This window comes from Ureibacillus massiliensis 4400831 = CIP 108448 = CCUG 49529, assembly GCF_000772965.1.
Classification (GTDB): domain Bacteria; phylum Bacillota; class Bacilli; order Bacillales_A; family Planococcaceae; genus Ureibacillus; species Ureibacillus massiliensis.
This window is the reverse complement of sequence record NZ_JPVQ01000007.1, coordinates 106,133-119,196: the sequence shown is the minus strand read 5'-3', so window position 1 is coordinate 119,196 and position 13,064 is coordinate 106,133. Positions and strand designations below refer to the sequence as shown.

Genomic DNA, 13,064 nt, shown 5'->3' with positions numbered 1-13,064 from the left:
GAGGAAAATCCTTGAACCACAAAGCTCGGCGAATGCCGAGAGTCTATATAACTAAAAGGAGGGATGTAGTTTGAATAGCTATCCGCAAATACGAACAAGTGCCGATTTATTGAAAAGTACAATTCGTATAGAAGAGCTCATCCCCTTCCTACAACAACAAAAGGCAGAAGCATGTGCAATCGTAAATTCTAAATTGTACGGGCTTTTGCCTTTTTGGCAAGCTGTTAAAAAGGCAGGAATTCATCCTGTAGTAGGTTTAAAGGTTCATGTGCATTATGAAAACTCGACACTCCCAGTCATTTTATATGCTAAATCAAATGAAGGTTATAAAAACCTTTTGAAAATAACAAGCGGTATTTCCATTCGTGATGATGAGTTGCTGCCGTTTCGATGGCTATTAGGATATTCAAAGGGATTAGCTATTGTCATCCCTATATTAGAGGAAGAAGGTATTTGGTTAGAAGAAGAAAATAAAGAAATACTTTTCCAAATAAATAAAACATTTGAAGTTGTTCTTATTGGTATTTCCCGAGCTGGTGGACATGTATCTCCATTTGAAGATAAAGCGATTAGCATAAGTAACCTATTGAACTGTAGCGTGATGGCAATTCATGAATGCTTATTTTTAAAGCCAGAGGATCATTTTGCCTTTGAGGTTGCGGAAGCTATTCAAACAGGCATTAAATTAAGTGATAAAAAGGATGGTAGTGTAACGAGTGATCAATATGTGCCAACATCCAATCAGTGGAAAGAATGGTTTAATGATCATCCTGAGTGGATTGCAGAAAGTAGTCGTTTGTTAAAAAGCTGTCTAGTTCAACTTGAGCATGATCAAACATTTATGCCGAAGTACCCATTACCAGAAGGCGTTCTTGCCGAGGATATACTCTATGAACAAGCTTTGACAGGATTGAAGGATCGATTACAGTCAATGCCGAATGAAGCTTACTTAGACCGACTTCGATATGAACTTAGCATTATCAATTCTATGGGTTATGCTGACTATTTTTTAATCGTTTCTGACTTTATGAAATTTGCTTATGATGCAAAAATTTTAACTGGACCTGGACGGGGTTCTTCCGCTAGTTCGCTAATAGCATATGCACTCCGCATTACCCAGGTAGACCCTATTAAATATGGGTTATTATTTGAACGTTTTTTAAATCCCGAGAGAATTACATTGCCTGATATCGATATTGACTTTGTTGATACTCGTAGACATGAAGTAATTGAATACGTTGCAAAAAAATATGGAAAAGGGCAAGTTGCACAAATCATCACTTACGGAACATTGTCTGCAAAAGCAGTTGCTAGAGATGTTGCGCGAATGTTTAATTTTGAAAGTGAAACACTTGAAATGATCTCCAAACTAATACCGAACAAACTTGGAATTACTTTAGAAGAAGCGTACTCGTCTTCAGAAAGTTTAAGAAAGTGGATTGAAGGCGAGCCGATTAGACTACGTTGGTTTGAAGCTGCTAGAAGGCTGGAAGGACTACCAAGGAATGCTTCAACTCATGCTGCTGGAGTAATTTTAAGTCCAGTTCCATTAGTGGAAGTTGTACCGATTGAAAAAGGACACGACGATATTTATTTAACACAATGGCCGATGCAAGAAGTGGAACAGCTTGGTCTATTAAAAATGGACTTTTTAGGATTACGAAATTTAACAGTCATCGAACAAATTCGTAAAGGGATCTTATACTCAACGAACATAGATTTTGACTTAAATCAAATTCCTTTAAATGATGAAAAAACCTATCAACTTTTACAAAACGGCGATACAGCAGGCATATTTCAATTAGAATCGGAAGGTATGCAAAATGCTTTACGGGAAATAAAACCGACACAAATTTTAGATATTGTTGCGGTAAATGCTTTATACAGACCTGGCCCAATGGAGTTTATTTCAAATTACGCGAAAAGGAAAGCAGGTAAAGAGACTGTTTATATGCCTCACCAGGCATTAGAGCCAATCTTGAAAGAAACCTATGGAATCATCGTCTATCAAGAGCAAATCATGCAAATCGCCAATGTGATGGCTGGTTTTACATTAGGACAAGCAGACTTATTGAGAAGAGCGGTAAGTAAAAAAAATCGAGAAATATTAGAAGAGCAACGAGCAGCTTTTGTTACAGGAGCAGTTCGTAAGGGCTTCTCAGAAAAAATAGCAAATGAAGTCTACGAACTGATCGTACGCTTTGCAAATTATGGATTTGCTAAAAGTCATGCTGTTGCATATAGTTTTATTTCCTATCAAATGGCTTATTTAAAAGCAAATTATCCAGTGCATTTTTATGCTGCCTTAATGACTAATTCAATCGGCAACCCAGAAAAACTATTCCAATTCATGTTAGAAGCAAAAAATAAAGGAATTGAAATACTAAAACCTTCTATATTTAAGAGCTACCGTCATTTTACTGTGGAAAATGGAAAAATTCGATTTAGTTTATCTGTTATTAAAGGGGTATCCCAAAATTTCATTAAAAAATTAATGGAAATCCGAAATAATAAAGAACAGCCTTTTGGAGATATTTTTGATTTAGCAACATCATTGAGTGCTACATTGTTTACACGAAAGGAAATAGAGCCGCTTATAAAAGCAGGAGCATTAGATGATTTTGGTAGAGATCGTGCAAGTTTGTTAGCAACGATTGATGCAGCTGAAAAGCATGCGAAGATTGTTCGACCGACTGAAGAAGTTAATTTATTTTCACAACACCCAACTATTTTTGGTAAGCCAAAATACATTGAGGTTGAGCCAATACCTCAAAAGATGAAACTACAATTTGAAAAAGAAGTGTTAGGCTTCTACTTAACGGAACATCCTATTACAATGATTAGAAAATCATTTCGTGATATCCATGTCACTACGAAAAGCCTTCGAAATCTCCGTCCAAATGCATTTGTGAAACTCGTTGGTCTTGTAGAAACAATTCGACAAGTAAGAACAAAAAAAGGTGAGTTAATGGCTTTTGTTCAATTAACAGATGAGTTTGGAAATGTTTCATTAACACTTTTTCCAAAGGAATATAATGGGGTTATAGGCTGGATAAAAGAGGAGCTGACTATTATTGTTGAAGGTCAACTTGAAATGCGAAATGGTAAGCCTCAAATAAAAACTAAATCCATTTATCAAGCACAAAATGCTAATATCTAGAAAAAACTGTACATTTTGTACAGTTTTTTCTTTACAAATATAAATTCATTTTGTATCCTTATAGTTAAAAGTGGTCAGACCACTTTTAACTTTTTAATTACATTTGTAATATTCCATGTGTTCTTCGAATAAAAACAAACGTAGACCTTAAGTTAAGAGGTGTTTATGGAAACTAAACAGGAAAACAAAAAAGTATTTTTAGAGATTGTCAAACAATTAAAAGAGCTAATTGAGGTAGAAGGTATAGGACCTGGTGATAAGCTACCGTCTGAAAGAGTACTTTCAGAACGATTGAATGTTGGACGCTCATCTGTTAGAGAAGCTTTGAGAAGCTTGGAGTTGCTTGGGCTGATCGAAACAAGACATGGTGGCGGTACCTTTTTATCTTCTGGACAACATATTCAATTAGTAGAAATTTTAGCATCCTTTATTTTAAAAAACACTCGCTCACTTGAAGAAGTCCATGCAACAAGAAGAATGCATGAAAAAGAAGCAATTCGAGTAATTTGTTCTGACAAACAACTAACATCATTGCCTGTTTGGGAAAGTTTATTTTTTAAAATTGAAGTTGAAAGCGATGTAGTAAGAGACCATATATTAAGAGAAATTATGATTGCTTCAGGTAATCGTCTTGCATTAAAAATTTGGATGCAACTAGCCGCTTATAGTGCTATGCATTTTAAAAGAATGACGACAAAAGAAGAAAAACCTATTCTTCTAGTATTATTAAAATCACTCCAGCTAGGTTATACAAAAGAAGCATTAAATGCATACGACAGTTGGATGAATTATTTAAGAAATATTGATGAAAATGAGAATTAATATTCAAATTAAGGGGGATTATGATGGCGATAAGAAATTTTATATCGTTAAATCGTAAGAAATCGAAGGGCGGGGTCGTAATCGAACGAGATAAAGAAAATGAATTTCCCGCAGATTTAATGACAAAATGTCCAGAATGTAAAAAAATATACTTAACAAAAGAGCTAGAAAATAACAAAAAGGTTTGCCCAAATTGTGATCATCATTTTAAATTAACTGCCTGGGAAAGAGTAGATTGTTTCCTAGATGAAGGTTCTTTTGAATCATTAGATGATCATTTACAAACATCCAATCCGTTAAACTTCCCTTCTTACATAGAAAAAGTGGAAGTTGATGTGAAAAAAACAGGTTTAAATGAAGCTGTTCTTACTGGAATTGGTACTTTAAAGGAAGAAAAAGTAGTAGTAGCAATTATGGATTCTCATTTCCGTATGGGGTCTATGGGATCTGTTGTTGGTGAAAAGATTACTAGAGCAATTGAAAAGGCGACAGATTTAAAAGTTCCATTTATTATTTTTACAGCAAGTGGTGGAGCACGTATGCAAGAGGGTGTTATTTCTTTAATGCAAATGGGAAAAACAAGTGTTGCATTAAAGCGTCATAGCGATGCTGGGTTACTGTTTGTTTCGATTATGACACATCCAACTACTGGAGGAGTTTCAGCAAGTTTTGCTTCTTTAGGGGATATCAATATAGCTGAACCAAAAGCACTAATTGGATTTGCAGGGCGCCGAGTAATTGAACAAACTGTACGCGAGAAACTACCTGATGACTTCCAAACAGCTGAATTTTTACTTGCACATGGACAATTAGATGCAATCTTTCACCGAAAAGAAATGAGAGATAAAGTTGCAACGATTGTGAAGCTTCATCGTAAAGGAGGGGTTTCGAATGTCTAAAAACTTGGCATTTGAAGAGCCTGTTGTAAAACTTCGTGAAAAAATTGAAGAGCTGAAAGATATAGCGAAAAATGCAGAAGTAGATATGTCTGAAGAAATTGAAACATTAGAAACAAGACTACGTCAGCTAGAAATAAAAATTTATTCGAATATGGAGCCATGGGATCGTGTTCAAGTTGCAAGACACCCAGAGCGTCCTACTACATTAGATTATATTCAAGAAATTTTTACGGACTTTATCGAATTTCACGGTGATCGTTATTATAGTGATGATGAGGCAATCGTTGGGGGCATTGCATTCTTTGAGGAAGAACCTATTACGATTATTGGCCACCAAAGAGGTAAAGCGACTAAGGAAAATATTCGAAGAAACTTTGGAATGCCACATCCAGAAGGCTATCGAAAAGCACTTCGCCTGATGAAACAGGCTGAGAAATTTGGGCGTCCAATTCTTTGCTTTATTGATACAAAGGGAGCGTATCCAGGTAAAGCTGCAGAAGAACGTGGGCAAAGTGAAGCAATTGCTAAAAATTTATTTGAAATGGCAGGCTTAAAAGTACCGGTTATTAGTATCGTAATTGGAGAAGGCGGAAGTGGTGGTGCACTAGCACTAGGTATTGCAAATCGCATTTTTATGCTAGAAAACTCAACTTACTCTGTTATTTCCCCAGAAGGAGCTGCTTCGATTTTATGGAAGGATGCTAGCCTAGCAAAACAAGCAGCTGAAGCTATGAAAATAACGGCACAGGATTTAAAAGAAATGGGTATCATTGATGGTATTATTTCTGAAGTTTCAGGTGGTGCACATCGAAATGTTACTGCTCAAAGCTTAGCCATAAAAGAATGCTTAATTGAATCGCTAAAAGAGCTAAGTTTACTATCGGCTAAAGAAATTATTGATGACCGATATGATAAATTTAGAGCAATTGGTCAATATACTGAATTGTAAAAGAATGAATGAAACATCGACAAAGTCTTAAAGAAGATTTTGTCGTTTTTTCTTAAACAACAAGTTCTAGAGCTTATCCAAAATATATTTTTTTGTAAAAGTAATGTATTTAGTTTTTTGGAATACTTACAATGTTTCCATTTTATGATAATGTGTTTATTATGAGGAATTGTTTGGGAGGTTGATTCTTTGAAGAAAATTGCAGTTTTGACAAGTGGCGGAGATGCCCCAGGGATGAATGCGGCAATTCGTGCAGTTGTTCGAAAAGCGAACTACCATCAAGTTGATGTAATGGGAATTTACCGTGGATATGAAGGGTTTATCGAAGGTAAAATGGAACTATTAGATTTAGGTGCGGTAGGCGGGATTATCCAACGAGGCGGAACAATGTTATTTTCTTCTCGATGCCCGGAATTTAAAGAAGACAAATATCAACAACAAGGCTTAGAAAAAATGAAACAGGCGGGTGTTGAAGGACTAGTTGTAATTGGTGGAGATGGTTCATATCGTGGAGCTTTGGCCCTTAGTAAAAAAGGTTTCCCATGTGTTGGAGTCCCTGGAACAATCGATAATGATGTTCCCGGAACAGAATATACAATAGGATTTGATACGGCACTTAATACCGTTGTTGAGTCGATTGATAAAATTCGAGATACTGCAACTTCACACGAGAATTCATTTATTGTAGAGGTGATGGGCCGTGATGCAGGTGATTTAGCCTTATGGGCTGGTCTTGCAGCAGGAGCTGAGTCGATATTAATTCCTGAAGAGCCTTATGACCTTGATGATATAATAGAACGTATGAATCGAGGAGTAGCGAGAGGGAAAAAGCATAGCATCATCATCGTTGCTGAAGGTGTTATGTCAGGTGGAGAGCTTGCACAAATATTAAAGGAAAAAGCAGGCGTTCATACGCGTGTATCGGTTCTTGGACACATTCAACGAGGAGGAGCCCCTTCTGCAAGAGATCGGGTACTTGCTGGTCGTTTAGGTGCAAGAGCTGTTGAAGTGTTACTTGAAGGTGGAAGTGGTCGTGCAGTTGGGATAAAAAACCACGAAGTGTTTGATTATGATTTAGATGAAGCTTTCAAGATGAAACATAAGGCAGAAATAAGCTTATATACATTATCAAAAGAATTGTCGATTTAAATCTAAGTAAAACGGAGCGAATAATAATGAGAAAAACGAAGATAGTTTGTACAATTGGACCTGCTAGTGAATCACCAGAAATGCTAGAACAATTAATGATAGCAGGTATGAACGTAGCAAGATTAAACTTTTCCCATGGTAATCATGAAGAACATGCAGTTAGAATTGCAACAATCCGAGATGTAGCAGCAAAATTAAATAAAACAATCGGCATTTTGCTTGACACAAAAGGACCAGAAATTAGAACTCATAATATGGCAAACGGAGAGCTACATTTAGTTTCTGGACAAGTTATAGATATTTCCATGACTGAGGTTGAAGGAAATGAAAACGTATTTTCAGTAACCTACGAAAAACTAATCGAAGATGTAAATCAAAATGATCGCATTTTATTAGACGATGGATTAATTGAGCTAAGAGTTTTAGCGAAAGATTTAGAAAAGGGGTTAATTCATACAATCGTTGAAAATGCGGGGGTATTAAAAAATAAAAAAGGTGTTAATGTACCAGGTGTTTCGGTAAAACTTCCAGGTATTACAGAGAAAGATGCTCAAGATATACTATTTGGTATTGAGCAAGGCGTTGACTTTATTGCAGCATCTTTTGTTCGAACTGCAAAGGATGTACTTGAAATACGCGAATTATTAGAGCAAAATGGCGGGAATCATATTCAAATAATTCCTAAAATTGAAAACCAAGAGGGTGTCGATAATATTGATGAAATTATCGAGGTTTCAGATGGTTTAATGGTGGCTCGTGGTGATTTGGGTGTGGAAATACCTGCTGAGGTTGTACCATTAGTACAAAAATCGCTTATTAAAAAATGCAATCAAGTTGGAAAACCTGTTATTACAGCTACGCAAATGTTAGACTCAATGCAAAGAAATCCTCGCCCAACACGTGCAGAAGCAAGTGATGTTGCAAATGCAATTATCGATGGAACAGATGCAATCATGCTTTCTGGTGAAACGGCTGCAGGCCTATATCCAGTGGAGTCAGTTAAAACGATGAATAACATCGCTGAATTTACGGAAAACTCACTAGATTATCGATCGATTGTTTCTACTAGAAGTCGCGAAAAAGGTACAACGATGACTGAAGCATTATCACAAGCAGTATCATATACTTCCATTAATTTAGGGGTAAAGGCTGTTTTAGCTCCTACTGCAAGTGGTACAACTGCTAAGATGATTGCAAAATACCGTCCAGGTGTTCCGATAATTGCAATTACAGATTTACCTTCAACTGCTCAACAGCTTACTTTAGTTTGGGGTGTCACACCAATTGTCACACCAAGAGTGACGACAACGGATGAAATACTTGAATTGGCGGTTGATGAATCACTAAAACATGAATATGTAAACCATGGAGATGTTGTAGTTATTACAGCTGGTGTTCCAGTTGGAGAAGCTGGTACAACGAATTTAATGAAGGTACATGTAATTGGTGACTTATTAGCAAAAGGACAAGGAATCGGGAAATCTTCTGTAGTATCAAAGGCTGTTGTAGTGAAAAATGCAAGTGAAGCATTAGCTTATGACACAGAAGGTTGCATACTAGTCACAATCGGAACTGATCGTGAAATGATGCCTGTAATTGAAAATTGTGCAGGGATTATTACAGAAGAAGGTGGCTTAACAAGTCATGCTGCAGTAGTAGGACTAAGTCTTGGAATTCCAGTAATTGTTGGGGTCAAGGAAGCTACAACATTGATCCGTCATGGACAAGAAATAACAATGGACGCCGAAACAGGTGTAATTTATAAAGGGCATGCAAGCGTTCTATAATAAAGCTAAAAGTAGACAAAATTCCACAAGAATTTGTCTACTTTTTTTATCCTACATATTGATAGTAATAAAAGGATACTTTCAATTTGAACAAACATAGTCTTTCATATACAGTTTTAATAGAAACTTATTGGGGGAATCGTATTGAAAAAATTAATGTTTAGTTTTATGGCAATGATATTAATCGAAATAGCGATTTTTATATTAGTAGGAAAACTAATAGGTGTTTTTAATACATTACTTTTAATAATATTAACTAGTATTATTGGAGTGGTAGTTGCAAAAAAACAAGGAATGTATTCTATACAAAATATGCAGACTAATATGAAAAGAGGAGAAGCACCTGGACCAGCCATGGTCGATACTTTTTTAATTTTTATCGGTGGAGTGCTCCTCGTGTTACCGGGTTTTTTAACTGATGTTATTGGACTTTCTATGCTTTTTGGCTTTTCTCGTAAGATCTATAAACCATTTATTTATAAATGGCTTCGTAAAAAAATGGAAAGTGGAAATGTCATCATTATAAATAAGTAGACCTTTGCTTTAACTTTAATGCTAGTAAAATAATAAATGGACTTAATAAAATTCCGTAAATACCAAATAATAAGATGGATGCACCACTTATAAAAAAGGTATGAATGGCTCTTAGCTGGAAAGTTGAAGCCCATAATGAGGACTCAAGGATTTGTCTAGTAATCATGATAAAAATGAAAAGTACGATAAGGGCAAATCCTAAATAACTTTGTCCAATAACAATAAAGTAAATAGCAATGGGTATAATAAATAATCCGATACCGAAAAACGGAAGGAAATCAGCTAAGGAAATCAAAAATGCTTTACTTATAGGTTGTTCAAATTGTAATAACGCAAAACCGCAGCTTAATAAGAAAAATGTAACCATAAATAATTGGAAGCTAACAAATAAGAAATAGCTAAATAGGTCAATTGCGCGAGTGAAATATTTTTTCCACTCTAATCGAAATTGCTTCGGAACATAGATGAAAAACCAACTTCGGTCTTTTCTAGATTCAAATAATGAAAAGTAAAATGCAAAAATAAAGATGAAAAATTCAAGTATATAACCAAATAGAAGCTGGATAGAATTGATGATGGTCATAATTGCCGAATCAATGAGAGACATTGATTGTTCATAGATTGTATCGAAAATTATAAAATTATTTGATTCGATAATTGGTATGTTTTCAACTTGGAACTTAATTTCTGGGTAAATACTGATTAAACTTTGAATGGTAATATAAAATAATGAATATATTAGCAGAAAGATCAATATAGATATAGTGATGGCACTTAAAATGTACGGAAGTTTCAATCGCTTATGACAAAATTCAACAATTGGATAAGTAAGATAAGCAAAAAATATTGCAATTGATATAGGGAAAATGAACCACAATATTAATAAGTAAACAACTAAAACAATGTATTTTAGTATCGGTTTGAAGGAAATTTCACTAAGTTTATTCATTTACAAATTACACCACCTAATTTTTTTGCTACTCTTATCTCGTTGGGTAAAAAATATTCTCGATAATGTAGAAAAATTATCCAAATTGCAACTTTTTCTTAAATTCTACTAAATTCATTCACAAAGCCGTCAATATTTATTATAATGTTCATGTAAGCGATTTACTTATAGGTTCATTGAGCAGAACTACTTAAGTGTCTATTTTGAAAGAAAAGAAAGCACTTACAAAATATTTATAAGGGGAGAGATTATTTATGACAGCAACACGCGGATTAGAAGGTATCGTAGCGGCTGAGTCTAAAATCAGCTCAATCATCGATGACACACTTACATATGTTGGCTATAATATTGATGATTTAGCAGAAAACGCTTCTTTTGAAGAGGTAGTATATCTTTTATGGCATACTCGTCTTCCAAAAGCTGATGAGCTAGCTGAGTTAAAACAACAATTAGCAGAAAATGCTGCTATTCCACAAGATATCATTGCTACGTTTAAAGCTATGCCTTTAAACACTGTACATCCAATGGCTGCATTACGTACGGCGATCTCATTACTAGGTGTATATGACGAAGAAGCTGATGAAATGACTCCGGAAGCAAATTATCGTAAAGCTATTCGTCTACAAGCAAAAATTTCTACAATTGTAACTGCGTTCTCACGTGTGCGTAGAGGTTTAGAACCAGTTGCACCAAAGCCTGAATTAGGTTATGCTGCAAACTTCTTATATATGCTACACGGTAAAGAACCTGAAGCAATCGAAATTGAAGCATTCAACAAAGCATTAGTACTACATGCTGACCACGAATTAAATGCATCTACATTTACTGCTCGTGTTTGTGTAGCTACTTTATCTGATGTATATTCTGGTATTACTGCTGCGATCGGCGCTTTAAAAGGCCCACTTCATGGTGGTGCTAATGAGCAAGTAATGAGAATGTTATCTGAAATCGGTACAATCGATAATGTTGAATCTTGGGTTCAAAATAAATTAGATAATAAAGAAAAAATCATGGGCTTCGGTCACCGCGTATATCGTAAAGGTGATCCACGTGCGAAACACTTACGCTTAATGAGTGAAAAGTTGACGAAATTAACTGGTAAGCCAGAGCTTTATGATATGTCAGTGAAAATTCATGATATGGTTGTTGGTCAAAAAGGTCTTCCAGCAAATGTTGACTTCTTCTCAGCATCTGTATATGATTCATTAGGAATCGAACATGATTTATTCACACCAATTTTTGCTGTATCTCGTACTTCTGGTTGGATAGCACATATTCTAGAGCAATATGCTAATAACCGCTTAATTCGTCCTCGTGCTGAGTACGTTGGACCTGGTATCCAAAAATATGTACCAGTAGATGCGCGCTAATTAATAAAATATGTTAAAATTGTCTAGGACTGCGTTTGTGATAAACAAACACAGTCCTAGACTTATGAATTTAGGAGGCTATATCATGACTAACGGTAAAATTGTAGTAGAAAATGGCGTACTTCAAGTACCAAATAACCCAACGATTCCTTTCATTGAAGGAGACGGAATTGGTCCAGATATCTGGGCTGCAGCATCTCGCGTAATCGACGCAGCTGTTGAAAAAGCTTATAATGGTGAAAAGAAAATTGAATGGTTAGAAGTTCTAGCTGGTGAAAAAGCATTCAACCAAACTGGTGAATGGTTACCACAAGAAACTTTAGATAAAATTAATGAATACCTTATTGCAATTAAAGGCCCTCTTACTACACCAATTGGTGGCGGTATCCGTTCTTTAAACGTTGCATTACGTCAACAACTAGACTTATATGTTTGCTTACGTCCAGTACGTCACTTCGATGGTGTTCCTTCTCCAGTAAAACGCCCAGAAGATGTTGATATGGTAATTTTCCGTGAAAATACTGAAGATATCTATGCTGGTATTGAATACGAAGCAGAATCTCCAGAAGCTAAAAAACTTATTAACTTCCTACAAACTGAATTTGGAGTAAACAAAATTCGTTTCCCAGAAACTTCAGGTATCGGTGTAAAACCAGTTTCTAAAGAAGGAACTGAACGTTTAGTACGTTCTGCTATCGAATATGCAATTAAACATAAACGTCCATCTGTTACATTAGTACACAAAGGTAACATCATGAAATTCACTGAAGGTGGATTCAAAAAATGGGGTTACGAATTAGCTGAGCGTGAATATGCAGATAAAGTATTCACTTGGAACCAATACGATGCAATTAAAGCAGAACAAGGCACTGAAGCTGCTAACAAAGCACAAGCTGATGCTGAAGCTGCAGGTAAAATTATCGTAAAAGATTCTATCGCTGATATCTTCTTACAACAAATCCTAACTCGTCCAACTGAGTTCGATGTAGTTGCTACAATGAACTTAAACGGTGACTATATTTCTGATGCATTAGCTGCTCAAGTTGGTGGTATCGGTATCGCTCCAGGTGCGAACATTAACTATGTAACTGGACATGCGATTTTTGAAGCAACTCACGGTACAGCTCCAAAATACGCAGGCCAAGATAAAGTTAACCCATCTTCTGTGTTACTTTCTGGCGTATTAATGCTTGAACACTTAGGCTGGCAAGAAGCTGCAGATTTAATTACTAAATCTGTTGAAAATACAATTTCTTCAAAAGTTGTTACTTATGACTTCGCTCGTTTAATGGATGGTGCTACTGAAGTTAAATGTTCTGAATTCGCTAATGAGTTAATTAAAAACCTTTAATTCTTACGCATAATATATAATTTATAAATGAAAAATGGGTAGCTTTTATGAATAAAGTATTAATACTTTATGAATTAATGGCTACCCATCTTTT

The 13,064-nt window shown here is 35.5% G+C and carries 10 protein-coding genes; 9 read left to right on the top strand and 1 reads right to left on the bottom strand.

All coding sequences use genetic code 11. The features are described from left to right. The first annotated feature begins 70 nt into the window (after positions 1 to 70). The 7 genes from dnaE (at position 71) to CD30_RS06215 (ending at position 9,300) form a co-directional block, all read left to right on the top strand. Positions 71 to 3,160: a DNA polymerase III subunit alpha gene (dnaE, locus tag CD30_RS06245; RefSeq protein ID WP_036173985.1), complete on the top strand. Its 3,090-nt coding sequence runs from the start codon at positions 71 to 73 to the stop codon at positions 3,158 to 3,160. A 165-nt stretch (positions 3,161 to 3,325) separates the two neighbouring features. Then, positions 3,326 to 3,982: a FadR/GntR family transcriptional regulator gene (locus CD30_RS06240; RefSeq protein WP_036173982.1), complete on the top strand. Its 657-nt coding sequence runs from the start codon at positions 3,326 to 3,328 to the stop codon at positions 3,980 to 3,982. A gap of 23 nt (positions 3,983 to 4,005) precedes the next feature. Next, complete coding sequence (accD, locus tag CD30_RS06235; protein WP_036173979.1) at positions 4,006 to 4,881, top strand: acetyl-CoA carboxylase, carboxyltransferase subunit beta; 876 nt, start codon at positions 4,006 to 4,008, stop codon at positions 4,879 to 4,881. Continuing rightward, a complete protein-coding gene (gene accA / locus CD30_RS06230) occupies positions 4,874 to 5,830 on the top strand; it encodes an acetyl-CoA carboxylase carboxyl transferase subunit alpha (RefSeq protein ID WP_036173976.1) in 957 nt (318 codons plus the stop codon). Before accD ends, accA begins: the two co-directional genes overlap by 8 nt. A 189-nt stretch (positions 5,831 to 6,019) precedes the next feature. Then, the gene (pfkA, locus tag CD30_RS06225; RefSeq protein ID WP_036173973.1) at positions 6,020 to 6,979 is read left to right on the top strand and encodes a 6-phosphofructokinase; all 960 of its coding nucleotides are present in this window, start codon (positions 6,020 to 6,022) and stop codon (positions 6,977 to 6,979) included. Positions 6,980 to 7,005: 26 nt separating this feature from the next. Continuing rightward, complete coding sequence (gene pyk / locus CD30_RS06220) at positions 7,006 to 8,766, top strand: pyruvate kinase (RefSeq protein WP_036173970.1); 1,761 nt, start codon at positions 7,006 to 7,008, stop codon at positions 8,764 to 8,766. Positions 8,767 to 8,910: 144 nt separating this feature from the next. Next, a complete protein-coding gene (locus CD30_RS06215; RefSeq protein ID WP_036173967.1) occupies positions 8,911 to 9,300 on the top strand; it encodes an FxsA family protein in 390 nt (129 codons plus the stop codon). Here CD30_RS06215 and CD30_RS06210 read toward each other — a convergent pair. Beyond that, positions 9,287 to 10,249: an AI-2E family transporter gene (locus CD30_RS06210; protein WP_052126066.1), complete on the bottom strand. Its 963-nt coding sequence runs from the start codon at positions 10,247 to 10,249 to the stop codon at positions 9,287 to 9,289. The two genes, CD30_RS06215 and CD30_RS06210, sit on opposite strands and share 14 nt — an antisense overlap. 254 nt (positions 10,250 to 10,503) lie before the next feature. Here CD30_RS06210 and citZ point away from each other — a divergent pair, with 254 nt between their 5' ends. Both citZ and icd read left to right on the top strand, forming a co-directional pair. Then, a complete protein-coding gene (citZ, locus tag CD30_RS06205; RefSeq protein WP_036173964.1) occupies positions 10,504 to 11,619 on the top strand; it encodes a citrate synthase in 1,116 nt (371 codons plus the stop codon). 85 nt (positions 11,620 to 11,704) lie between these two features. Continuing rightward, positions 11,705 to 12,970 (top strand): NADP-dependent isocitrate dehydrogenase, encoded by a 1,266-nt coding sequence (icd, locus tag CD30_RS06200; RefSeq protein WP_036173961.1) that lies wholly within the window; start codon positions 11,705 to 11,707, stop codon positions 12,968 to 12,970. Positions 12,971 to 13,064 lie beyond the last annotated feature (94 nt).

Bases quoted from the DNA above. Each gene is read 5' to 3' on its own strand.
- CD30_RS06210 (WP_052126066.1), bottom strand. From the start codon at position 10,249: ATGAATAAACTTAGTGAAATTTCCTTCAAACCGATACTAAAATACATT.
- CD30_RS06240 (WP_036173982.1), top strand. From the start codon at position 3,326: ATGGAAACTAAACAGGAAAACAAAAAAGTATTTTTAGAGATTGTCAAA.
- accD (WP_036173979.1), top strand. From the start codon at position 4,006: ATGGCGATAAGAAATTTTATATCGTTAAATCGTAAGAAATCGAAGGGC.
- icd (WP_036173961.1), top strand. From the start codon at position 11,705: ATGACTAACGGTAAAATTGTAGTAGAAAATGGCGTACTTCAAGTACCA.
- citZ (WP_036173964.1), top strand. From the start codon at position 10,504: ATGACAGCAACACGCGGATTAGAAGGTATCGTAGCGGCTGAGTCTAAA.
- accA (WP_036173976.1), top strand. From the start codon at position 4,874: ATGTCTAAAAACTTGGCATTTGAAGAGCCTGTTGTAAAACTTCGTGAA.
- pyk (WP_036173970.1), top strand. From the start codon at position 7,006: ATGAGAAAAACGAAGATAGTTTGTACAATTGGACCTGCTAGTGAATCA.